The organism is Escherichia sp. 93.1518 (assembly GCF_013368915.2).
GTDB classification, from domain to species: Bacteria; Pseudomonadota; Gammaproteobacteria; order Enterobacterales; family Enterobacteriaceae; genus Escherichia; species Escherichia ruysiae.
In genome coordinates this window covers 66,703-90,531 of the sequence record NZ_JABWMT020000015.1, presented here as the reverse complement: position 1 = coordinate 90,531, position 23,829 = coordinate 66,703, and the positions used below count along the sequence as shown (strand labels likewise).

Here is a 23,829-nt window from a genome sequence, read left to right as displayed (position 1 = left end):
GATTTGATGAATATTTAAATATCTCGAATGTTTCTGTGCAAAGCTATTTATTTTTATGGTTTATGAATTGGCAGGAGTCATATCTAATATTTTTTATGATATTTGGTTAAAAACGGCACTATTGTTATATTCCTCACGTTCCAGGAAATCAGCTGATTTACTCGTATTATGTGGCGGGATACTATTCGCTGGCTTGCTGATGTTGCATTAAAATCGAAAGTGCACATCCTATTAAAACAACTTTTATATTTTTCTATATACGCACTCATTCTTGAAAGCGTAGGGCATCCTTTATTTCAGGGAACGTAAATAATGAAAAAATCGACGTTATCTTTAGCCATAGGTTTATTATTGGCATGTAGTACCGGTATGGCAAAAACACAGCATTTAACGCTGGAACAACGCATGGCATTGCTGGAAGAACGCCTGGAAGCGGCAGAAATGCGGGCAGCAAAAGCAGAGGGGCAGGTAAAACAGCTGCAGACACAACAAGCCGCTGAGATCCGCGAAATTAAGGCTGCCCAGGGCAATACGCCGGTAAATGGACAGGCAACGGCGGAATCTGCAAAGAAAAATGCCACCTCACCTAATCTTTTGCTTTCAGGTTATGGCGATTTAAAAATCTACGGCGACGTAGAATTTAATATGGATGCGGAAAGTAATCATGGCCTGCTGGCAATGACCAACGCTGATGTGAATAGCGATCCTACCAATGAACAGTGGAATCTCAATGGCCGTATTCTGTTAGGCTTTGATGGTGTAAGAAAGCTGGACAACGGTTATTTCGCCGGGTTCTCCGCACAACCGCTGGGGGATATGCACGGTTCTGTGAATATCGATGACGCGGTTTTCTTCTTTGGCAAAGAAAATGACTGGAAAGTCAAAGTAGGGCGTTTTGAAGCCTACGATATGTTCCCGCTAAATCAGGATACCTTTGTTGAGCATTCAGGTAATACTGCGAACGATCTTTATGATGATGGCAGCGGTTATATCTATATGATGAAAGAGGGGCGCGGGCGTTCTAACGCTGGTGGTAATTTCCTTGTCAGCAAACAACTCGATAACTGGTATTTTGAATTAAACACGTTACTGGAAGACGGAACATCTTTATATAACGACGGTAATTATCATGGTCGCGATATGAAGCAGCAGAAAAATGTTGCTTACCTGCGCCCGGTGATAGCCTGGTCGCCGACGGAAGAATTAACCGTTTCCGCAGCGATGGAAGCGAACGTGGTAAATAATGCTTACGGTTATACCGATAGCAAGGGTAATTTTGTCGATCAGTCCGATCGTACCGGTTATGGTATGAGCATGACCTGGAACGGCCTGAAAACCGATCCGGAAAATGGTATCGTGGTTAATCTTAATACCGCCTATTTAGATGCCAATAATGAGAAAGATTTCACTGCCGGGATTAACGCGCTGTGGAAACGTTTCGAGCTGGGTTATATCTACGCGCACAATAAGATTGATGAATTCAGTGGGGTAGTTTGTGATAACGACTGCTGGATTGATGATGAAGGGACGTACACCATTCACACCATTCATGCGTCTTATCAGTTCGCTAACGTGATGGATATGGAGAACTTTAATATTTACCTTGGTACTTATTACTCCATTCTGGATAGCGACGGCGATAAAAAACACGGCGACGATAATGATGATCGTTACGGCGCACGCGTTCGTTTTAAATACTTCTTCTGATGAAAGTGCGGCGCCGGAAAAATATCCGGCACCGCAACTCATTAAGGCAGGTAAAACACTTCTTGTAGCTCGCTGCTGACCGGGCTGTTATCCGGATTAGCGGGCATAACGTCGGTCATATATTTCCACCAACGTTGGCAAACGTCAGTGCTGGCAACCGCATTCCAGCGTTCTTCAGATTCAATTTCTACTGTGGCAAACAGCAAATTTCGCGCTTTATCGAGATAGATGGCGTAGTTATGCGCGCCGTGTGACTTCAACACCGCTTCCAGTTCCGGCCAGATCGGGTTATGCCGACGCTGATACTCGTCGTGGGCGTCCGGGTTGACTTGCATAACAAAGGCTTTGCGGATCATAACGCCTCCAGATAAAGCTCACGCACTTCGTCGCGGCTGGCGGTACGTGGGTTACATGGTGCGCATGGGTCGGCCAGGGCTTTATCTAACCAGCCTTCGATATCCTCTTTGCTGATGCCAAGCTGACTAAATCCCGCAGGTATGCCTACGCGATGGCTCAAGGCTCGAATGGCATTAATTGCTTCCAGACTTGCCGCTTCATCACTCATCCCGCGCGTATCGACCCCCATCGCCTGGGCGATACGGGCAAAGCGTGCGATGGCATTCGGGCGGTTAAAGTTTTCGATTACTGGCAACAAGATGGCATTACACACCCCGTGTGGCAGGTTGTGGGTAGCACCGGGCTGATGCGCCAGTGCGTGAACCAGCCCCAGTCCCGCGCTGTTAAAAGCCATACCCGCCAGATATTGCCCGAAAGCCATCTGTTCGCGAGCTTCCAGATTATGACCATCTTCTACCGCTTTCGGCAGCCACAGAGAAATCAAGCGGATAGCCTCCAGCGCGTTGGCATCAGTTAGCGGATGGGCGCCAACGGAAACAAAGGCTTCTATGGCATGGGTTAGTGCGTCCATACCGGTGGCAGCGGTAACGGAGGCAGGGATCTCCAGCATTACACTGGCATCATCCACGGCGATATCAGGAATAATATTCGAATCGATGATGACTTCTTTCACCTGCCGCGCAGTGTCGATGATCACCGCATTGCTGGTCATCTCAGCGGCAGTTCCGGCAGTAGTATTGATCGCCACCAGCGGCACGCCTGGGTTTCTTACTTTGCCAATGCCAGAGTAAGCAGTAGAAGGGCCTGGATTAGCGGTAAGGATTTTCACGGCTTTTGCGGTATCAATCGGGCTACCGCCACCGAAAGCAATAATGTAGTTACATGCGGCGTCCTGAAATGCAGCGTAGCCTTTTTGCACCAGTTCTTCGGTGGGATTTGGAAAGACTTCATCGAATAGGTGGTAAGACATTTCGTGTTGATCCAGCGCGGTGAACAGACTGTCCAGCAATCCCAACTTAACCAGTTGCCCATCGGTAACGATCAGTGCTTTTCCCCACTGCTTATTCGCAACCAGGTTTACCATATCGCCAATTGCCCCAGCGCCATGCAGGCTGATTTTCGGTAATGCCAACATAAAACTCATGATTATTCTCCTTAAGATCAAATCCTTCTGTCCGGCGGCATAACCCGCGCCGCCAGATGCGAAACGGGGTGTTAAAGCGCCAGTGCGTTTGCCAGTGGGGTGACGCCGAAACGTTTGCCCAGGGCTATCAACTCTTCACGGCTGATGGTCTGTTTCATGCCGCCCATCGAATACACTTTCACCAACACTTCCGCCGATTTTTCTGCGGTATCGATCAGGCCAAACGCTTCGTCCAGCGTCGGACCACTGCCGAAGACGCCGTGGAAAGGCCAGAGAACCAGTGAATGTTTTTGCATTTCCTGCGCGGTGGCCAGGCCGATTTCGTCCGTGCCGGGCACCATCCACGGCAAAATGCCAACGCCATCCGGGAATACCACCAGGCACTCGGTGCTGCCTTCCCACAGTTGGCGAGTGAAGACCGCCGTGTCGTTTTCCAGTACATAGGTGAGGGCGATCAGGTTGGTGGCATGGCAGTGCATGATCACCCGATCTTGGCCGTTGGTGGCTTTAATACGTTCGCAATGGGAGAGAAAGTGCGCCGGAAGTTCAGAGGTTGGGACGGCTTCGTGGGTTAGCCCCCAGAGAATATGGTAGCCCGCACCGTCGCTGTCGACCTTTACGACGCCTATATTTGCTGCGGGATCGAGCTGGACGTTGCGGAAGAATTTGCCGGAGCCGGTGACGATAAACGGTGTGTTTGCCAGTAAAGGCATAGGCTGGCTGAGCGGGATATAGCGCGGTTGTGGGTGAAAATTGTCGTTATACGGCGCGATATCAGCGTCATCCAGGCGCAGCGTCAGGTTGCCGCCGTTGCGCTCGTCCCAGCCTTTCAGCCAGGCGTCGGTGGTGGCTTTGATCATTCCCTGGACAAACCAGGACTGGGTAATGTTTTGCATGTTCTGTGTTCCTGTAAATTCGGTGCCTTGTTGATACATGGTGCGGCTTGTTCCCCTCACCCTAACCCTCTCCCCAAAGGGGCGAGGGGACTGTCCGGCGCTGTGTTTATCTCCGTTGCCGGAGGAGGCTATGTTTTTCCCCCTCTCCCTTTCAGGGAGAGGGCCGGGGTGAGGGTGACAGCCAGCACGGTCATTCGACCTGTAGGCCGGATAAGGCGCTCGCGCCGCATCCGGCGGTGTTTACCCACGCTGACGCAAAATCGTATTCTCATAAGCCCGCACGCTTTCCAGCCATTCGCTACCCGCTGGCGTATCGTGACGCTGGCAATACATTTCCCACACCGCCTGCCACGGCAACGATTTCTGCTCTTCCAGCAGCGCCAGTCGTGCGGTGTAATCCCCTGCCGCTTCCAGCTTGCGCAGTTCGGCTGTCGGTTCTAACAACGCACGCAGCAGGGCTTTTTTCATATTGCGCGTGCCAATGACCCACGCGGCAATGCGGTTGATAGAGGCATCGAAGAAGTCGAGACCAATGTGTACCCGGTCAAACAGGTCATGACGGACAATCTCACTGGCGATTGCCTGGGTTTCATCATCCAGCAGCACCACGTGATCGCTGTCCCAGCGAACCGGGCGGCTGACGTGCAGCAGCAACTGCGGCACATACAGCATGGCGGCGGAAATCTTGTCGGAAATCACTTCAGTCGGGTGGAAATGTCCGGCGTCCAGACACAAAGCGGTCTGGCGGCTGGTGGCATACCCCATGTAAAACTCATTGGAGCCAACCGTGTAACTCTCCGCGCCAATGCCAAACAATTTGCTCTCTACGGCGTCGATATGGTGTGCCGGGTTCAGCTTTTCGCTGATTACCTCATCCAGAGCTGCCAGCAAACGCTGACGCGGGGCGAGACGGTCAACGGTGATATCTTTCATGCCATCCGGGATCCAGATGTTCATCACCGACGGTGTGCCGAGTTGCTCGCCAAAATAGGCGGAAACGCGACGGCTGGCCTTGCAGTGGTCAATCCAGAACTGGCGAATGCGGTCGTCGGCATGGGAGAGCGTAAAGCCATCGGCACTTAGCGGATGCGAAAAACAGGAGGGGTTAAAATCCAGACCGAGGTGATTGGCTTTTGCCCATTCAACCCAGTTTTTGAAGTGCTCTGGTTTGATTTGGTCGCGCGAGACGGGCGTGTCTGATTCCAGATAAATCGCATGTAAATTAAGCCGTTTCGGCCCCGGAATCAGCCGCATAGCCTGTTCCAGATCGGCACGTAGCTCTTCGGCATTGCGCGCTTTGCCCGGATAATTGCCAGTAGCCTGAATCCCACCAGTCAACGAACCTTCCGGGTTTTCAAAACCAGAAACATCATCGCCCTGCCAGCAGTGCATTGAAACGGGTAAGCGATCAAGTTGGCGCAGCGCCTCCTCGACATCAATCCCTACCGCCGCGAAACGCTGTTTCGCCAGTTCCCAGGCCTGTTCCAGTTGTGTGGTCATGCGCAAAGCTCCTTTGTCTGTCGTGTAGAGTGAATCCGCGCCACATAGTGGGCAATTTCACTGTCAGGATTAGGGGTAAAGGTGGTCAGATTCGCGGTGGCGCCTACGACCTGACGGAAATCATCCACATTGTTGAGTTCATCCAGCGTCATTAACTGGATGCCGATATTGCCGAGTGTTGAGGCTTCAACTGGCCCGGCGATCACCCGAATACCGCAGGCATCGGCACACAACTGGTTGAGCAGCGCGTTCTGGCTGCCGCCGCCGACAATATGCAGTTGCGAGAAATCTTCACCGCGTAGCTGCGCCAGTTCGTGCAGTACGTCGGCATACAGCAGCGCCAGACTGTCGAAAATACAGCGTGCCAGTTCAGCATCATTTTCTGGGATTGGTTGCGCCGTTTCCCGACACGCTGCCTGAATTTCGCTGCACATCTCGTCAGGATTAATAAAGCGATCGTCATTGGGGTTGATGATGAAGCGACAGGCCGGGAGTGCCTGTGTCGCGGCGATAAGCGTCGGGAGATCGTTGATTTGTCGCTCCTGAAGTACCCGCTGGAGCAGCCATAAACCCATGATATTTTTCAGCACCCGATAGCGACCTTCCGCACCGCCTTCATTGGTGATGTTGGCTGCCAGCGCCGCATCATCGGTGAATGGCGTCTGGCTTTCGAAGCCCATCAATGACCAGGTGCCGGAGGAGAGATAAGCGGCGCGTGAACCGTTTAACGGCGAGGCGATAACCGCGCTGGCGGTATCATGGCTGGCAACGGCGACCACCGGAATCTCATTACCCTGCGGGCAAATCCAGTGACCTATGACATTACCCGGATGCGTCGGGCGACCAAACCAGGCTTTGTTGGCACCGCTCCACGCCAGCAGGGACTCGTCCCAGTCGTCGCTATTGATATTGACCAGTTGCGTGGTTGTGGCGTTGGTGTACTCCCAGTTCATCTTGCCGGTCAGGCGATAACTGAAGTAATCCGGCATCAGCAGAGCGTGAGCGATTTGTGGAATAAGTTCAGGTTGTTGCGCCGTCAGCGCACGTAGCTGATAGATTGTATTGAAGGGCAGGAACTGGATGCCGCTACGCTGATAAATATCGTGTTTGCCAATTTGCTGCTGTGCCAATGTCATCAGTCCGTTAGTGCGGCTATCGCGATAGGAAATCGGTAAACTGACGCGCTGACCGTGTTGATCCAGCAGCACATAGTCTACGCCCCAGGTATCAATGCCGATGCTATCGATACGAATCCCTTCCTCGCACACCTTGTTTAACCCAAGGCGAATGGCGTTTTCCAGACTATCGACATCCCAGGTGGCATAACCGCTCTGGTAATACAGCCCATTAGTAAAACGATGGATTTCACGCAGCGTCAGGCTGCGACATTCACGGTGGTAACGCGCCAGCATTACGCGCCCACTGGATGCGCCAAGATCAACGGCGACGCAGTAGCGAAAGGTCATAATGAGATCCTTCTAGGTTTCATTACGCCCAGTCTAAGAAGCACCCGACTTCGCTACCTTCTCGTTACTGACAGGAAAATAGACCGCTGGCAACCAGGGAAAGATGAACGTGATAGCGTTCACAATTTTCAAAAATGTGGTGGTGTGATGTTTGCCGCATTTTCTGAAAAATCACGCTTTATCTTGAAAAATCGACATTTTTTACGTGTTTTGCTGTCGAAAATTTAAGGTAAGAACCAAATCGCTTGATTACTATTCCGCCATGTTGACGGCATCAGGAGGCTTATATGGACGTATTACATTGCGTGGATTTTTTTCCGTCTGGTAACGTGTCTGTGGCAATAGAACCCCGGCTTCCACAGGTGGATTTTCCTGAACATCACCATGATTTCCATGAGATTGTGATTGTCGAACATGGCACGGGTATCCACATTTTCAATGGGCAGCCTTATACCATCTCCGGTGGAACAATCTGTTTCGTGCGCGATCATGATCGGCATTTATACGAACATACGGACAATCTGTATTTGACCAATGTGCTGTATCGCTCCCCGGATAGATTTCAGTTTCTCGCCGGGCTGCATCAGCTTCTGCCGCAAGAGCAAGACGGGCAATATCCGTCCCATTGGCGCGTGAGCCACAGCATATTGCAGCAGGTACGGCAGCTGGTTTCGCAGCTGGAACAGCAGGACAGAACGAATGATTTACCCTCGAAAGCTAGCGGTGAGATCTTGTTTATGCAATTACTGCTCTTGCTGCGTAAAAACAGTTTGCAGGAGAGCATGGAAAGTCGCGAATCGCGCCTGAACTTGTTGTTGGCCTGGCTGGAAGAACATTTTGCCGACGAGGTGAATTGGGAAATGATGGCGGATCAATTTTCTCTGTCACTACGCACGTTGCATCGTCAGCTAAAACAGCAAACCGGTTTGACGCCCCAGCGTTACCTTAACCGTTTACGGTTGGTGAAGGCGCGTCATCTGTTACGTCATAGCGAGGACAGCGTGACCGAAATCGCATATCGCTGCGGATTCAGCGACAGTAACCACTTTTCGACGCTGTTTCGCCGTGAGTTTAACTGGTCACCACGCGATATTCGCCAGCGGCGGGATGGCTTTCTGCAATAACGCGAATCTTCTCAACGTATTTCCACGCCAGTTTATGAATAATCAAACGCGTCTTCCGGCTGAGGTGGCACGGTGGTTCATCAGTTTGTCCTTCGTAAAAAAGATTTTTTTGCCAGCGAACAGCAGGCGGTCGCGGTTGCTGATCGTTATCCGCAGGATGTCTTTGCCGAGCATACACATGATTTTTGTGAACTGGTGATCGTCTGGCGCGGTAACGGTTTGCACGTGCTCAACGACCGTCCTCATCGTATTACCCGTGGCGATCTCTTTTATATCCACGCAGACGATAAACACTCCTACGCTTCCGTTAACGATCTGGTTTTGCAGAACGTTATTTATTGCCCGGAGCGGCTGACACTTAATCTCGACTGGCAGGGGACGATTCCGGGGTTTAACGCCAGCGCAGAACAACCACACTGGCGTTTAGGTAGTGCGGGCATGGCGCAGGTGCGGCAGGTTATCGGGCAGCTTGAGCACGAAAGCAGTCAGCCCGCGCCGTTTGCCAACGAAATGGCAGAGTTGCTGTTCGGGCAGTTGGTGATGCTTTTGCAGCGCCATCGCTACACCAGTGATTCATTACCGCCAACATCCAGTGAAACGTTGCTGGATAAGCTGATCACCCGGCTGGCGGCTAGCCTGAAAAGTCCTTTTGCGCTGGATAAATTCTGTGATGAGGCGTCTTGCAGTGAACGCGTCTTGCGCCAGCAATTTCGCCAGCAGACCGGGATGACTATCAATCAATATCTGCGGCAGGTCAGAGTGTGCCATGCGCAATATCTTCTCCAGCATAGCCGCCTGTTAATCAGTGATATTTCGACAGAATGTGGCTTTGAAGATAGCAACTATTTTTCGGTGGTATTTACCCGTGAAACCGGGATGACGCCCAGCCAGTGGCGTCATCGCAATTCCCGGAAAGATTAACTCGCCATGCCCATGCCGACGATGTTGGCAGCGACAATAATCACCACACAACCGAGGCTCAACACGGTAACCGGACGGCGTCCCGCATTGTTCCACTCTTTCAGCACCAGCCCGACGATACCGCCGCACAATACATAGAAGCTCATATGCAGCATCCAACTGATGTAGTCATACTGCGCCGGAATGCGGGCGTGGCTCCAGGCATAGAAAAAGAATTGCAGATACCACATCAAACCGCCCAGTGCCGAGAGTAACACGTTGTGAATGATCAGCGGTTTTGCCAGCGAGAAGTCGGCTTTTAGCGACAAATCTTTCACTTTTGCCAGACGAATAAAACAGAAACCGAGGTTGATGATCGCGCCGCCACCCATGATGACAACATAGCTTGGCAGAGCGACATACAGTGGATCAACGCCCAGCGTGGCAGCTGCTTCATGCATCGGTTTTGCGGCGTTCATCGCAAAAGACATCCCGGCAGAGAAAATGCCGCACATTACCGCCAGCACCAGCCCTTTTTTCAGGTTGAACTCTTCGGCTTTAATGCCCATTTTGCGCTCTTTCAACTGCCCGGCGCGAGTCACAATCCCCACGCCAATCAGCGCCACCAGTACGCCGAGCAACGTCATGCGCCCACCGTCGGTGTTAATCAGCACATCGAAATTGCCGTTGATAATTGGCGTCATCAGCGTACCGACGATCAACGTAATGCCAATGGCGATACCTATCCCCATCGACATGCCGAGATAACGCATGGTCAGGCCGTAGTTGATATTACCAATCCCCCACATAGCGCCGAACAGAAAAACAGGCAGCAGGGTAGAGAGGCTGAACGAGCTGTAATATGCCCAGAAATCAGGTAGTAGCATGGCGCTGATGGCCCACGGCAGAATAATCCACGAAACAATCCCACCGACTGACCACATGGTTTCCCATGACCACTTTTTTACTTTTTTGAACGGAGCGTAAAAACAGGCTGCACTGGCCGCGCCGATCAAATGCCAAAATATCCCCATCGTAATCGCGTTACTCATCTTCTTATCCTCATCATTTTTCGTCGCGTCACATCTCCGACGAGATGAGTGTAAAAATCGTGCTGTCGATTAACCTTTCGCCTGTTGCCGCCGTTGCCGATTTACTGGCAATCACGGCATTAAGTGGGTGATTTGGTTCACATCTCGGACATTTGCCTGCAAAACCATTCCCCTATGAAAAGTACGGCATTGATAATCATTTTCAATATCATTTAATTAACTATAATGAACCAACTGCTTACGCGGCATTAACAATCGGCCGCCCGACAATACTGGAGATGAATATGAGCTATACCCTGCCATCCCTGCCGTATGCTTACGATGCCCTGGAACCGCACTTCGATAAGCAGACCATGGAAATCCACCACACCAAACACCATCAGGCCTACGTCAACAACGCCAATGCGGCGCTGGAAAGCCTGCCAGAATTCGCCAACCTGCCGGTTGAAGAGCTGATCACTAAACTGGACCAGCTGCCAGCAGACAAGAAAACCGTGCTGCGCAACAACGCTGGTGGTCACGCCAACCACAGCCTGTTCTGGAAAGGCCTGAAAAAAGGCACGACTTTGCAGGGCGACCTGAAAGCGGCTATCGAACGTGATTTCGGTTCCGTTGATAACTTCAAAGCAGAATTTGAGAAAGCGGCAGCTTCCCGCTTTGGTTCCGGCTGGGCATGGCTGGTGCTGAAAGGCGATAAACTGGCGGTGGTTTCTACTGCTAATCAGGACTCCCCGCTGATGGGCGAAGCCATTTCTGGCGCTTCCGGCTTCCCTGTTCTGGGTCTGGATGTGTGGGAACACGCTTACTACCTGAAATTCCAGAACCGCCGTCCTGACTACATCAAAGAGTTCTGGAACGTGGTGAACTGGGACGAAGCTGCGGCACGTTTTGCGGCGAAAAAATAATCGCATATTGCCTGCTGCAATGAGGCGTTTACGCCGTTTTTCAGCATAAAAAACAAACCATCGCCCATAGCGGTGGTTTTTTTGTGATCAATTTCAAAATAAAAACAATGATCCTATAAAAATAAAACAACGTTTCAATTGATGTGGTTTTGATCACTTTTATTGCTCTGTTGAATGTCTATCTTCATTTCCATCAACACTGATGCATCGTGAAGGACTTATGCATCAGCCTATAAAAATATGCCGATAGGTGATGAAAATGCAGATAAAACACACGATAGAGAAAATCCCAGGAGGGATGATGCTCGTCCCGTTGTTCCTTGGCGCACTGTGTCACACTTTCTCGCCAGGGGCGGGAAAATACTTCGGTTCATTCACAAATGGAATGATTACCGGCACGGTGCCGATTCTGGCGGTGTGGTTTTTCTGCATGGGGGCATCGATAAAATTAAGTGCGACGGGAACGGTATTGCGTAAATCCGGTACGCTGGTGGTAACCAAAATTGCTGTGGCGTGGGTGGTTGCGGCAATTGCTTCACGCATTATTCCTGAACATGGTGTTGAAGTTGGATTCTTTGCCGGACTTTCAACGCTTGCGCTGGTGGCGGCGATGGATATGACCAACGGCGGACTTTACGCTTCGATCATGCAGCAGTATGGCACTAAAGAAGAGGCCGGAGCGTTTGTATTAATGTCGCTGGAATCCGGGCCGCTTATGACGATGATTATTCTGGGGACTGCCGGGATTGCATCGTTTGAACCGCATGTTTTCGTCGGTGCGGTATTACCGTTCCTCGTCGGCTTTGCATTAGGGAACCTTGACCCTGAGCTGAGAGAATTTTTCAGCAAAGCGGTACAGACGTTGATCCCGTTCTTTGCCTTTGCGCTGGGCAATACCATTGATTTAACCGTGATTGCTCAGACCGGTTTGCTGGGGATTTTGCTGGGTGTGGCGGTGATCGTCGTGACCGGTATTCCGTTGATTATTGCCGATAAATTGATTGGTGGTGGCGATGGTACAGCCGGAATCGCGGCTTCCAGTTCTGCCGGTGCTGCGGTGGCGACGCCGGTACTGATTGCTGAAATGATCCCCGCCTTTAAACCAATGGCGCCAGCGGCAACTTCGCTGGTGGCGACGTCAGTGATTGTGACCTCGATTCTGGTACCAATTTTGACTTCTGTCTGGTCGCGCAAAGTTAAAGCCAGAGCGGCGAAAATCGAAATATTGGGTACGGTGAAGTAATCTCCATCCATATAAATCAAGAGGCCGGATGATTTGTAGTCATCCGGCCTTTTGCGTTATCTGACAAAGACTTCATCAATTGTTCGACATTCACTTTCGCTTAACTCACCACCCGCATTGCGTGATACGCCAGTGCAATAGCCAAACTTACGCGATACCACCGTCTTGATAGTAGTGACAAAATCCTCACCAATGGCGTAGATGGACATATAAGTGCCAATCTGTTGCTGAATCTCTTGTAAAGCCGCCAGGTCGCCGCGTTTGAAGGCTTCACGGGCTTCGACAAACAGCTCCGGCATAACGTTGTTCAGGCCGGATATTATTCCCGCGCCGCCTGCCAGCAGATTAGGAATGTAATACTCGTCATAGCCCGAAAGTACTGCAAAATCAGAACGAACTGCCAGGGTTGCCTGAATCATGCTGCGGGTGTGTGACTGGCAATCGACGGTATCTTTAATTCCGGCAAAGTCAGGAAATTCACTCGCCAGCGTGGCGACCAGGTCAGGGGTTAAATCACAACCGGTTCTTGCCGGGAAGTTATATGCGAACCATTTGCCCTGTAATTCGCGACCCAGATGGCGGAAATAGCTTAGTAATTGCTTTGCTGTCTGGCCGTAGTAGTAAGGCGGGAGGATCATCACTGCATCATAGCCTGTGCGATACGCTTCTTGCGCCATCAGCAATACATCGTGTGTGCAGGTGGAAGAAACGTTAGCGACCATTTTTAATGTGCTCATGGAACGCGCTTCGCGGATAAGCATGAGCCTCTCTTCGAGGGTGAAAGAGGCAAATTCACCAATGCTACCCATCAGCAATATCACATCAATATTGGCTTCTGTTAGCCGCTGCAGATGCTTCTTCAGTCCGTTAAGATCCACATTACCGTCTTTATCCATTGGCGTAATGGAAGGGCACCAGACGCCAGAAAACTGTGTTTGCTCGGTCACGTTGTACACTCCTGATAATGAAATGGCGTTTCAAATTCATCTCATTGATAACATTTCTAAGACGTCGTCATGTGAACCGTGCTCTCATTTTGCGCGCCTGACGTAAAATAAATATGGTCTAATGGGGAAATTTCTCGGTGGAGAGGGAACAGATGCGATATCCGGTTGATGTATACACAGGCAAAATACAGGCTTATCCCGAAAGCAAACCCAGCGCGATTGCGAAAACCCAGGTCGATGGCGAGTTGATGTTGACAGAGCTGGGGCTGGAAGGTGACGAGCAGGCAGAGAAAATAGTTCACGGTGGGCCGGACAGGGCGCTGTGTCACTATCCTCGTGAGCATTATCTCTACTGGGCGCGGGAATTTCCTGAACAGGCAGATTTGTTTGTTGCGCCTGCGTTTGGTGAAAACCTCTCAACCGACGGCCTGACGGAAAGCAATGTTTATATTGGCGATATTTTCCGCTGGGGAGAGGCATTAATTCAGGTCACCCAGCCGCGCTCTCCGTGCTACAAACTCAATTACCATTTTGACATCAGCGATATGGCACAGTTGATGCAAAACGCCGGTAAAGTTGGCTGGCTGTATAGCGTGATTGCGCCGGGGCTGGTATCTGCGGATGCGCCGCTGGAGCTGGTTTCTCGCGTCAGCGATGTCACCGTGCAGGAGGCAATAGCTATCGCATGGCATATGCCGTTTGATGACGAGCAGTATCACCGTTTACTCTCCGCTGCCGGGCTGTCGAAAAGCTGGACGCGGACGATGCAGAAGCGCCGACTTAGCGGCAAGATTGAAGATAATTCGCGGCGTTTGTGGGGGAAATAACCCCCGAAGAGTAGGCCTGATAAGACGCGACCAGCGTCGCATCAGGCATTCTGCTCAAATGCCGGATACGGCGTAAACGCCTATCCGGCCTGCGCGGAGTTTAACTCCGCTTATACAGCGGCAGCCAAATTACCAGCCGTAAACCGCCCAGCGGGCTGTCTTCAGCTTTAACCCAACCACGGTGCTGCTGAATGGCAGTTTCGACAATCGCCAGCCCCAATCCTGTACCGCCAGATTCACGATCGCGTGCTTCATCGGTGCGATAGAACGGACGGAAAATTTGTTCGCGATCTTCCGGGCTGACGCCAGGACCATCGTCGTCCACCGTAATGGTGATACCGTCTTTATCTACCGCAAAGCCCACTTCAATCTTCGTATGGGAATAACGCAGGGCATTACGAACAATGTTTTCCAGCGCACTTTCCAGGGCGTTCGGGTTGCCGTACAGCGGCCATGGCCCAGGCGGGAAGTTAACGGTAAACGACTTGCCCATCTGCTCCGCTTCGAACGCTGCGTTATCCAGCACTTCGCTCCACAACTGGTTGGCTTTGATGGTCTCGCTCACCAGCGCGTTTTTCTGCTGATTACGTGACATCACCAACAGGTCGTTGATCATGCTGTCCAGACGTTGTGCTTCGGTTTCAATTCGCTCCAGTTCCTTACTTTCACCACTACGACGGCGCAGTAACGCCGTACCCAGTTGCAGACGCGTCAGCGGGGTGCGCAGTTCGTGAGAGATATCAGAAAGCAGGCGCTGCTGAGAGGTCATCATGCGCTCCAGCGCGGTGACCATCTGGTTAAAACTGGCACCGGCGGCAAGAAATTCCTGTGGCCCCGCTTCCAGTTCCGGATGCTGGCGTAAGTTTCCCTGGGCGACTTCATCGGCAGCGTTTTTCAGCTTACGCGCCGGTTTTGCCAGACTCCAGGCTAACCACAACAGCAGCGGCGTACTGACCAACATGGTGACAATCAGCAGTAATAGCGGACGGTCAAACAGTAAGTTAATGAAATCGGATTGAGAACTGCTGGCTGGACGAATCAGATACAGTTGGTAATTATCTTCGCCATCACGCACAGAGAACGGGCCGACCAGTTCCACGCGACCATACTTTTTCTTCTGCGGATGATCGGCGTTATCGGCCTGGCCAATAAAGTTGCGAATGATCTGCATTTCGCTGCGTTCTGCGCCAATCACGCGGCCTTCGGTGGTCACCAGTAACAAACGCTGCCCCGGTGGTGCCCACTTATCAATGGCACGGAACAGACGGCGCCACCACATTAAATCGTTGGGTGGATCGTTCGCCAGTTCCGCTTCGACATGCTGCTCAATCATCAGCCCCTGACGCTGTTCGCTATCCAGAAGCTCGGTCATCTGGCGTGAATCGAGCTTGGGTAACATCAAAACCAACATCAACACCAGCGCCAGCGTCAGCCAGAAGATGGCGAAGATGCGCGCGGTTAAGCTGCCTATCATGAAGCGGAAACCATCAGATAGCCGCGACCACGCAAGGTTTTAAACCACGGGTGACCATCTTTACGATCCGGCAGCTTACGACGCAGGTTGGAGATGTGCATATCGATAGCGCGGTCGAAAGGCGTCAGGCGTTTGCCCAGCACTTCCTGGCTTAAATGTTCACGAGAAACCACCTGACCCAGATGCTGTGCCAGTAAATAGAGCAGGGTAAATTCAGTACCGGTTAACTCCAGCGTTTGCCCATCGAAGCTGGCTTCCTGACGGCCTGGATTCAGCACTAAGGCATCAACTTCAAGTGTCGGTGAACCGTTTTCGTTGTTTTGCTGTTGCTCGCTCCAGTGCGAACGGCGCAGGATCGCGCGAATACGAGCCACCAACTCACGGTCGTTAAACGGTTTCGGGAGATAGTCATCTGCGCCTAACTCAAGGCCGAGGACGCGATCAAGTTCACTGCCGCGCGCCGTCAACATAATGACAGGCGTCTGGTGTGTCTGGCGAAGTGCTTTTAATGTGTCGATACCATTTTTCTTTGGCATCATTACATCAAGCAAAAGTAAATCAATGCTGTCGTCCAGAAGATCAAGCGCCTGTTCCCCATCGTGGGCAACAATTACGTTGAAGCCTTCCATCTCGAGCAGCTCCTTTAACAGGGAAGTCAGCTCTCGGTCATCATCAACTAACAGGATTTTATTCATTGTTTAAATACCTCCGAGGCAGAAATTACGTCATCAGACGTCGCTAATCCATGACTTTACGTTGTTTTACACCCCCTGACGCATGTTTGCAGCCTGAATCGTAAACTCTCTATCGTTGAATCGCGACAGAAAGATTTTGGGAGCAAATGATGCGCATAGTTACCGCTGCCGTCATGGCCTCAACGCTGGCAGTCAGTTCATTAAGCCACGCTGCTGAAGTCGGTTCAGGCGATAACTGGCATCCGGGCGAAGAACTTGCGCAGCGCAGTACGCAGAGCCATATGTTCGACGGCATAAGTTTAACCGAACATCAGCGTCAGCAGATGCGAGATCTTATGCAACAGGCCCGGCATGAACAGCCTCCTGTTAATGTTAGCGAAGTGGAGACAATGCATCGCCTTGTCACCGCAGAAAATTTTGATGAAAACGCTGTGCGCGCTCAGGCAGAAAAAATGGCGAAAGAACAGATCGCTCGCCAGGTTGAGATGGCTAAAGTCCGCAACCAAATGTATCACCTGTTAACGCCAGAGCAGCAAGCGGTTTTAAACGAGAAACATCAACAACGAATGGAGCAGTTGCGCGACGTGACGCAATGGCAAAAAAGTTCATCGTTGAAGCTATTGAGTAGTAGCAACTCACGTTCCCAGTAGTAAACCCTGTTTTCCTTGCCATAGACACCATCCCTGTCTTCCCCCACATGATGTGGGGGTTTTTTTTATCTTCAATTTGCCTGTTGCTTGATGCATTGCAGATGATTTGCTTCCGTTATACTACCGTCAGTTGATAGCGGGAGTATTTATGAATCAATCTTATGGACGGCTGGTCAGCCGGGCGGCGATTGCTGCGACGGCGATGGCTTCGCTGCTATTGCTGATTAAAATTTTTGCATGGTGGTATACCGGTTCGGTGAGTATTCTTGCCGCGCTGGTGGATTCGTTGGTGGATATTGGCGCGTCGTTGACGAATTTACTGGTGGTACGTTACTCGCTGCAACCTGCCGACGACAATCACTCGTTTGGTCACGGTAAAGCCGAGTCCCTCGCGGCGCTGGCGCAAAGTATGTTTATCTCCGGTTCGGCGCTGTTCCTGTTTTTGACTGGTATTCAGCATTTGGTTTCTCCGACGCCAATGACAGACCCAGGCGTCGGGGTTCTCGTGACTATTGTGGCGCTAATTTGTACGATTATCCTTGTTTCGTTTCAGCGTTGGGTCGTGCGCAGGACGCAGAGCCAGGCGGTGCGGGCAGATATGCTACATTATCAGTCCGATGTTATGATGAACGGTGCGATTCTGCTGGCGCTGGGGTTGTCCTGGTATGGCTGGCATCGTGCTGATGCACTGTTTGCATTGGGAATCGGCATCTATATTTTATATAGCGCGTTACGCATGGGGTATGAGGCGGTACAGTCATTACTGGATCGCGCGCTGCCCGATGAGGAACGGCAAGAAATTATTGATATCGTGACTTCCTGGCCGGGAGTTAGCGGCGCTCACGATCTTCGTACGCGGCAGTCAGGGCCGACCCGCTTTATTCAGATTCATTTGGAAATGGAAGACTCTCTGCCTTTGGTTCAGGCGCATATGGTGGCGGATCAGGTAGAGCAGGCTATTTTACGGCGTTTTCCGGGATCGGATGTGATTATTCATCAGGACCCCTGTTCCGTCGTACCCAGGGAGGGTAAACGGTCTATGCTTTCATAATCAGTATAAAAGAGAGCCAGACCCGCATTTTGTGTATAAAATACCGCCATTTGGCCTGACCTGAATCAATTCAGCAGGAAGTGATTGTTATACTATTTGCACATTCGTTGGATCACTTCGATGTGCAAGAAGACTTCCGGCAACAGATTTCATTTTGCATTCCAAAGTTCAGAGGTAGTCATGATTAAGAAAATCGGTGTGTTGACAAGCGGCGGTGATGCGCCAGGCATGAACGCCGCAATTCGCGGGGTTGTTCGTTCTGCGCTGACAGAAGGTCTGGAAGTAATGGGCATTTATGACGGCTATCTGGGTCTGTATGAAGACCGTATGGTACAGCTAGACCGTTACAGCGTGTCTGACATGATCAACCGTGGTGGTACGTTCCTCGGTTCTGCGCGCTTCCCGGAATTCCGCGACGAGAACATCCGCGCCGTGGCTATCGAAAACCTGAAAAAACGTGGTATCGACGCGCTGGTGGTTATCGGCGGTGACGGTTCCTACATGGGTGCAATGCGTCTGACCGAAATGGGCTTCCCGTGCATCGGCCTGCCGGGCACTATCGACAACGACATCAAAGGCACTGACTACACTATCGGTTTCTTCACTGCGCTGAGCACCGTTGTAGAAGCCATCGACCGTTTGCGTGACACTTCTTCTTCTCACCAGCGTATTTCCGTGGTGGAAGTGATGGGTCGTTACTGTGGCGATCTGACGCTGGCTGCGGCCATTGCCGGTGGTTGTGAATTTGTTGTGGTTCCGGAAGTTGAATTCAGCCGCGATGACCTGGTAAATGAAATCAAAGCGGGTATCGCGAAAGGTAAAAAACACGCAATTGTGGCGATAACCGAACACATGTGTGATGTTGACGAACTGGCGCATTTCATCGAGAAAGAAACCGGTCGTGAAACCCGCGCAACTGTGCTGGGCCACATCCAGCGTGGTGGTTCTCCGGTGCCTTACGACCGTATTCTGGCTTCCCGTATGGGCGCTTACGCTATTGAACTGCTACTGGCAGGTTACGGCGGTCGTTGCGTAGGTATTCAGAACGAACAACTGGTTCACCATGACATCATCGACGCTATCGAAAACATGAAGCGTCCGTTCAAAGGTGACTGGCTGGACTGCGCGAAAAAACTGTATTAATGATTTCGGGCAGATTTCTTTCGCCTGAAACCGATGACAGAAGCAAAAATGCCTGATGCGCTTCGCTTATCAGGCCTACATGAATTCTGCAATCTATTGAGTTTGCAAGTTTTTGTAGGCCGATAAGGCGTTCACGCCGCATCCGGCATGAACAAAGCGCACTGTGTCAGCAATATGAGGCGGATTTCTTCCGCCTTTTTAACTCCCCAACATATACCCGCAAGTTATAGCCAATCTTTTTTTATTCTTTAATGTTTGGTTCACCTTCTGGCACGCTTTGCTTATCACAACACAACATAAGAGAGCCGGGCGATGAACAAGTGGGGCGTAGGGTTAACATTTTTGCTGGCAGCGACCAGCGTGATGGCAAAGGATATTCAGTTACTTAACGTTTCGTATGATCCAACGCGCGAGTTATACGAACAATACAACAAAGCCTTCAGCGCCCACTGGAAACAGCAAACCGGCGATAACGTGGTGATTCGTCAGTCGCACGGTGGTTCAGGGAAACAGGCAACATCGGTAATCAACGGGATAGAAGCTGATGTTGTTACGCTGGCGCTGGCTTACGACGTAGATGCGATTGCTGAACGTGGTCGAATTGATAAAGAGTGGATCAAACGTCTGCCGGATAACTCCGCGCCGTATACCTCCACCATTGTCTTCCTGGTACGTAAGGGCAACCCGAAGCAAATCCATGACTGGAACGACCTGGTTAAACCGGGTGTTTCGGTGATCACGCCTAACCCGAAAAGCTCCGGCGGCGCTCGCTGGAACTATCTGGCGGCGTGGGGATATGCGCTGCACCACAACAATAACGATCAGGCAAAAGCACAGGATTTTGTGCAATCGTTGTATAAAAACGTTGAAGTGCTGGACTCCGGTGCGCGTGGTTCAACAAATACTTTCGTCGAGCGCGGGATTGGTGACGTGCTGATCGCCTGGGAAAACGAAGCACTGCTGGCAACGAATGAGCTGGGGAAAGATAAGTTCGAAATCGTCACGCCGAGTGAGTCTATTCTCGCGGAGCCGACGGTGTCGGTTGTCGATAAGGTGGTGGAGAAAAAAGGCACCAAAGAGGTGGCAGAAGCCTATCTGAAATATCTCTACTCGCCAGAAGGTCAGGAGATTGCAGCCAAAAACTATTACCGTCCGCGCGATCCTGACGTGGCGAGAAAGTATGAAAATGCTTTTCCGAAGCTGAAGTTATTCACCATTGATGAAGAGTTCGGCGGCTGGACGAAAGCGCAAAAAGAGCATTTCTCTAACGGCGGTACGTTTGACCAAATCAGCAAACGTTAATTTTGTTGACGATAACCAGACCCGGTGGCATCTCGCGACCGGGTTTTTTATTTGTCGCGATTTTGCGTTACCCTTGCATCTCTTTGAGGTACAGGGAAAAAACGATGAAAAAAACGGTTATTCTCATTTTGGTGATGATAGTTATCGCCGTTGCTGCGGGTATCGGCTACTGGAAATTTACCGGTGATTCGGATGTGTTACGTAAGATTGTCCTTGAGCAATGTTTGCCCAACCAGCAGCAAAACCAAAATCCTTCGCCATGTGTGGAAGTAAAACCCAATGCCGGATATGTGGTTTTAAAAGACATTAACGGTCCACTGCAATATCTGTTGATGCCAACATATCGTATTAACGGTACTGAAAGCCCTTTGTTGACCGATCCTTCAACGCCGAACTTCTTTTGGCTGGCCTGGCAGGCGCGTGATTTTATGAGTAAAAAATACGGTAAGCCGGTTCCCGATCGCGCGGTCTCGTTGGCGATAAACTCCCGCACGGGACGCACGCAAAACCATTTTCATATTCATATATCTTGCATCCGTCCTGATGTGCGCGAACAACTGGATAATAACCTGGCGAACATCAGCAGTCGCTGGTTGCCGCTGCCGGGCGGATTACAGGGGCATGAATATCTGGCGCGCCGGGTAACGGAAAGCGAACTGGTTCAACGTAGTCCGTTTATGATGCTGGCGGAAGAAGTGCCAGGAGCGCGGGAACATATGGGAAGTTACGGGCTGGCGATGGTACGACAGAGTGATAACTCGTTTGTATTACTGGCGACGCAAAGAAATCTGCTGATGCTAAACCGTGCTTCAGCCGAGGAGATTCAGGATCATCAGTGTGAGATTTTGCGTTAAGGCGAGCAGTTAAGGAAAGTTAAGTGCCGGATGTGAAATCCGGCACCTGTCAGACTTAAACCTGTTTAGCCGCTTCTGCAGCTTTAACGATCACCGCAAAGGCGTCAGCTTTCAGAGAAGCACCGCCAACCAGCGCGCCGTCGATGTCCGGCTGAGCGAACAGTTCTGCAGCGTTAGACGCGTTTACAGAACCGCCGTACTGGATGATCACTTGTTCAGCGATGTCAGCGTCAACTTTAGCAATGTGATCACGGATGAATTTGTGAACAGCCTGTGCCTGCGCCGGAGTTGCAGATTTGCCAGTACCGATTGCCCATACTGGTTCGTAAGCGATAACCGCACCTTCGAATGCTGCCGCACCTTGAGTTTTCAGCACTGCGTCGATCTGACGTGCGCAAACTTCTTCAGTTTTGCCCGCTTCGTTCTCAGCTTCAGTTTCACCAATGCACAGAACCGGAGTCAGACCTTGCTCTTTCAGCACAGCGAATTTTTTCGCGATCAGTTCGTCAGACTCTTTGTGGTAAGTACGACGTTCAGAGTGACCGATGATGATGTACTGTGCGCCGATGTCTTTCAGCATAGCGGCAGAGGTTTCACCGGTGAATGCGCCGGACAGGTTCAGATCCACGTTCTGCGCACCCAACATGATGTGGCTGCCTTCAGCTTCACGCTTCGCCATATCGATGTACATTTCCGGTGGTGCGATTGCAACCGCACAGCCAGCAACACCTGCCAGCTCTTTACGCAGGTTAGAAACCAGCTCGTGAACCATGTGGCGGCTGCCGTTCAGTTTCCAGTTACCCATCACTAAAGGATGTCGCATTTTAATTCTCCACGCTTATAAGCGAATAAAGGAAGATGGCCGCCCCGCAGGGCAGCAGGTCTGTGAAACAGTATAGAGATTCATCGGCGCAAAGGCTTTGCTTTTTGTCATTTATTCAACCCTTCCAGCGTTTCAGATAGCGCCAGCTTAATCGGTTCAACAGCGAAGGTCAGTCCCTTTTCGCCGTTGTCCGCGACAACATAGCGCAACGCGCCTTCTGTCTCAGTGTAGTAACGTTTGTTTTTCCCCGCCGTAAGGAGTGACTGCAGCTTTTTCTGACTTTGTGTTTTGGTCATCAGCGGGGTGAGTGTGCGGATCATTGCTGCCATGTATTCCTGGGCTTTCGCTTTAGCGGCTTTTTGCTCTGGCCCCTGGATTGGCAGCCAGGTAATTTGAATGCTTTTGATTTTTAAGGTGCCGCGCTCAAGCGCCGTGGAAGCATACAAGTTCTCGTTAATTTTACTGGCGGCGCGAGTCAGGTTGGCTTTGTCGGGGCTGCTGTCGATGGCACGAAATTCGTTCAGTGGCAGATTGGGGTTCTGGCTGTTAAAGTCTTCTCGAAACTGGCTGATGGAGAGATCGAAAGTGGGGGCGCCAGCCAGCAGGTAGGGCGCTGTCGTTGACGTGCCAGGCGATTGTGCGTGCACCGTTGCACTAACGGATAACACGGCAGATAAGAGAAAAAACACTGAACACCCTGACTTCATCGGCAGTACCTTTTGTTATGACTGGGTTCGATTAAAACGATATCTGTCGCCCTTGTCAAAAGGGTAGAATCCTGGAAAAGACAACCATCAAGGAACTTACATGACCATACAGCAATGGTTATTCTCATTTAAAGGGCGTATTGGACGCCGCGATTTCTGGATTTGGATTGGCCTCTGGATCGTTGGCATGTTGGTGCTTTTCTCACTGGCGGCTAAAGAATTACTCGATATCCAGACCGCCGCTTTTTGCCTTGTGTGCCTGCTATGGCCGACAGCGGCAGTGACGGTGAAACGACTGCACGATCGTGGGCGTTCTGGAGCATGGGCATTTCTGATGATTGTAGCGTGGATGCTTCTGGCGGGTAACTGGGCGATTTTACCAGGCGTCTGGCAATGGGCGGTGGGGCGGTTTATTCCGACGTTGATTCTGGTGATGATGCTTATCGATCTTGGCGCATTTGTCGGCACCCAGGGCGAAAATAAATTTGGTAAAGACACCCTGGACGTAAAGTATAAGTCTGAGAATAAATCAAGCCATTAATCTGCAATATATCTCTTATTGCTATTTTTATCCGGTATCGTTATTTCCATATTGCAAATGACGATACCCGGAAAATCTCCCTCATTTCCTCACCTTAATCAATATCAAAAAAAATGGTAATCCATAAGATCATTACTTGTTTGTTCTTCCCTTAACGGCGCATTATTCTTAAGTGGCAATCGACAGAGAGGCGAATATACAGAGGTGCCCTATGAAAGATGTCGTAGATAAATGCAGTACTAAAGGATGTGCGATTGATATCGGTACGGTGATTGATAACGACAACTGTACCAGCAAACTTTCGCGCTTTTTTGCTACCCGTGAAGAAGCCGAGTCCTTTATGACCAAACTGAAAGAGCTTGCAGCCACTGCATCCTCTGCGGATGAAGGTGCCAGCGTGGCCTATAAGATTAAAGATCTGGAGGGGCAAGTCGAGCTTGATGCAGCTTTCACCTTCTCATGCCAGGCCGAGATGATTATTTTTGAGTTATCACTGCGTTCACTTGGTTAATGGAGTTAAA

General features: G+C 50.9%; 24 protein-coding genes. 13 read left to right on the top strand and 11 right to left on the bottom strand.

What is annotated here, in order from left to right; all coding sequences use genetic code 11:
* Positions 1–312: 312 nt before the first annotated feature.
* Positions 313–1,707, top strand: a complete 1,395-nt coding sequence (locus HEN21_RS13225; RefSeq protein WP_000749924.1) for a carbohydrate porin — start codon at positions 313–315, stop codon at positions 1,705–1,707.
* 41 nt (positions 1,708–1,748) lie between these two features.
* Here the strand turns inward: HEN21_RS13225 and rhaM are convergent, their stop codons facing one another.
* The 5 genes from rhaM to rhaB all read right to left on the bottom strand — a co-directional run bounded on the left by rhaM (position 1,749) and on the right by rhaB (position 7,070).
* Positions 1,749–2,063, bottom strand: coding sequence for an L-rhamnose mutarotase (gene rhaM / locus HEN21_RS13220; protein ID WP_000619484.1), 315 nt, complete (start codon positions 2,061–2,063; stop codon positions 1,749–1,751).
* Positions 2,060–3,208, bottom strand: a complete 1,149-nt coding sequence (gene fucO / locus HEN21_RS13215; protein WP_000009275.1) for a lactaldehyde reductase — start codon at positions 3,206–3,208, stop codon at positions 2,060–2,062. The genes rhaM and fucO overlap by 4 nt, the downstream gene beginning before the upstream one ends.
* Before the next feature lie 71 nt (positions 3,209–3,279).
* The gene (rhaD, locus tag HEN21_RS13210) at positions 3,280–4,104 is read right to left on the bottom strand and encodes a rhamnulose-1-phosphate aldolase (protein WP_176252170.1); all 825 of its coding nucleotides are present in this window, start codon (positions 4,102–4,104) and stop codon (positions 3,280–3,282) included.
* A gap of 240 nt (positions 4,105–4,344) precedes the next feature.
* The gene (gene rhaA, locus HEN21_RS13205; RefSeq protein WP_105287070.1) at positions 4,345–5,604 is read right to left on the bottom strand and encodes an L-rhamnose isomerase; all 1,260 of its coding nucleotides are present in this window, start codon (positions 5,602–5,604) and stop codon (positions 4,345–4,347) included.
* Positions 5,601–7,070, bottom strand: coding sequence for a rhamnulokinase (rhaB, locus tag HEN21_RS13200; protein WP_176252169.1), 1,470 nt, complete (start codon positions 7,068–7,070; stop codon positions 5,601–5,603). Before rhaB ends, rhaA begins: the two co-directional genes overlap by 4 nt.
* Positions 7,071–7,357: 287 nt before the next feature.
* On the opposite strand from rhaB, the gene rhaS reads away from it, so the two are divergent.
* Both rhaS and rhaR read left to right on the top strand, forming a co-directional pair.
* Positions 7,358–8,194, top strand: a complete 837-nt coding sequence (gene rhaS / locus HEN21_RS13195; protein ID WP_000382765.1) for an HTH-type transcriptional activator RhaS — start codon at positions 7,358–7,360, stop codon at positions 8,192–8,194.
* 72 nt (positions 8,195–8,266) lie between these two features.
* On the top strand, positions 8,267–9,115 hold the full coding sequence (gene rhaR / locus HEN21_RS13190) for an HTH-type transcriptional activator RhaR (protein ID WP_000233565.1): 849 nt from the start codon (positions 8,267–8,269) through the stop codon (positions 9,113–9,115).
* Here the strand turns inward: rhaR and rhaT are convergent.
* Positions 9,112–10,146, bottom strand: coding sequence for an L-rhamnose/proton symporter RhaT (rhaT, locus tag HEN21_RS13185; protein ID WP_176252168.1), 1,035 nt, complete (start codon positions 10,144–10,146; stop codon positions 9,112–9,114). The genes rhaR and rhaT overlap by 4 nt on opposite strands.
* Positions 10,147–10,430: 284 nt before the next feature.
* On the opposite strand from rhaT, the gene sodA reads away from it, so the two are divergent.
* Both sodA and kdgT read left to right on the top strand, forming a co-directional pair.
* Positions 10,431–11,051 carry a superoxide dismutase [Mn] gene (gene sodA, locus HEN21_RS13180; RefSeq protein ID WP_010350891.1) on the top strand — a complete coding sequence of 207 codons (621 nt, stop codon included), beginning with the start codon at positions 10,431–10,433 and terminating at the stop codon, positions 11,049–11,051.
* Between the two features lie 259 nt (positions 11,052–11,310).
* Positions 11,311–12,294, top strand: a complete 984-nt coding sequence (gene kdgT / locus HEN21_RS13175; protein ID WP_024191187.1) for a 2-keto-3-deoxygluconate transporter — start codon at positions 11,311–11,313, stop codon at positions 12,292–12,294.
* A gap of 56 nt (positions 12,295–12,350) precedes the next feature.
* On the opposite strand, the gene HEN21_RS13170 is transcribed toward kdgT, so the two are convergent.
* Positions 12,351–13,241 (bottom strand): dihydrodipicolinate synthase family protein, encoded by an 891-nt coding sequence (locus HEN21_RS13170; protein WP_176252167.1) that lies wholly within the window; start codon positions 13,239–13,241, stop codon positions 12,351–12,353.
* 152 nt (positions 13,242–13,393) lie between these two features.
* On the opposite strand from HEN21_RS13170, the gene yiiM reads away from it, so the two are divergent.
* A complete protein-coding gene (yiiM, locus tag HEN21_RS13165) occupies positions 13,394–14,068 on the top strand; it encodes a 6-hydroxyaminopurine reductase (protein ID WP_176252166.1) in 675 nt (224 codons plus the stop codon).
* A 100-nt stretch (positions 14,069–14,168) separates the two neighbouring features.
* Here yiiM and cpxA read toward each other — a convergent pair whose 3' ends face one another.
* The gene (gene cpxA, locus HEN21_RS13160) at positions 14,169–15,542 is read right to left on the bottom strand and encodes an envelope stress sensor histidine kinase CpxA (protein ID WP_000580416.1); all 1,374 of its coding nucleotides are present in this window, start codon (positions 15,540–15,542) and stop codon (positions 14,169–14,171) included.
* Complete coding sequence (cpxR, locus tag HEN21_RS13155) at positions 15,539–16,237, bottom strand: envelope stress response regulator transcription factor CpxR (protein ID WP_176252165.1); 699 nt, start codon at positions 16,235–16,237, stop codon at positions 15,539–15,541. Before cpxR ends, cpxA begins: the two co-directional genes overlap by 4 nt.
* A gap of 149 nt (positions 16,238–16,386) precedes the next feature.
* Here cpxR and cpxP point away from each other — a divergent pair, with 149 nt between their 5' ends.
* The 5 genes from cpxP (at position 16,387) to cdh (ending at position 21,237) form a co-directional block, all read left to right on the top strand.
* Complete coding sequence (gene cpxP / locus HEN21_RS13150; protein ID WP_016158830.1) at positions 16,387–16,887, top strand: cell-envelope stress modulator CpxP; 501 nt, start codon at positions 16,387–16,389, stop codon at positions 16,885–16,887.
* Between the two features lie 148 nt (positions 16,888–17,035).
* Positions 17,036–17,938, top strand: a complete 903-nt coding sequence (fieF, locus tag HEN21_RS13145; RefSeq protein ID WP_001076752.1) for a CDF family cation-efflux transporter FieF — start codon at positions 17,036–17,038, stop codon at positions 17,936–17,938.
* 180 nt (positions 17,939–18,118) lie between these two features.
* Positions 18,119–19,081, top strand: a complete 963-nt coding sequence (gene pfkA, locus HEN21_RS13140) for a 6-phosphofructokinase (protein WP_001355350.1) — start codon at positions 18,119–18,121, stop codon at positions 19,079–19,081.
* Between the two features lie 312 nt (positions 19,082–19,393).
* Positions 19,394–20,383, top strand: coding sequence for a sulfate/thiosulfate ABC transporter substrate-binding protein Sbp (gene sbp / locus HEN21_RS13135; protein WP_176252164.1), 990 nt, complete (start codon positions 19,394–19,396; stop codon positions 20,381–20,383).
* 104 nt (positions 20,384–20,487) lie between these two features.
* Complete coding sequence (gene cdh / locus HEN21_RS13130; protein ID WP_010349502.1) at positions 20,488–21,237, top strand: CDP-diacylglycerol diphosphatase; 750 nt, start codon at positions 20,488–20,490, stop codon at positions 21,235–21,237.
* Between the two features lie 55 nt (positions 21,238–21,292).
* Here cdh and tpiA read toward each other — a convergent pair whose 3' ends face one another.
* Together tpiA and HEN21_RS13120 are read right to left on the bottom strand one after the other, a co-directional pair.
* Positions 21,293–22,060, bottom strand: a complete 768-nt coding sequence (tpiA, locus tag HEN21_RS13125; RefSeq protein WP_176252163.1) for a triose-phosphate isomerase — start codon at positions 22,058–22,060, stop codon at positions 21,293–21,295.
* A gap of 107 nt (positions 22,061–22,167) precedes the next feature.
* Positions 22,168–22,767 (bottom strand): YiiQ family protein, encoded by a 600-nt coding sequence (locus tag HEN21_RS13120; RefSeq protein ID WP_000834908.1) that lies wholly within the window; start codon positions 22,765–22,767, stop codon positions 22,168–22,170.
* Between the two features lie 100 nt (positions 22,768–22,867).
* Here HEN21_RS13120 and HEN21_RS13115 point away from each other — a divergent pair, with 100 nt between their 5' ends.
* Positions 22,868–23,308 (top strand): DUF805 domain-containing protein, encoded by a 441-nt coding sequence (locus HEN21_RS13115; protein WP_021551627.1) that lies wholly within the window; start codon positions 22,868–22,870, stop codon positions 23,306–23,308.
* A gap of 211 nt (positions 23,309–23,519) precedes the next feature.
* On the top strand, positions 23,520–23,819 hold the full coding sequence (locus tag HEN21_RS13110; RefSeq protein ID WP_000655995.1) for a DUF406 domain-containing protein: 300 nt from the start codon (positions 23,520–23,522) through the stop codon (positions 23,817–23,819).
* The last annotated feature ends 10 nt before the right edge of the window (positions 23,820–23,829 follow it).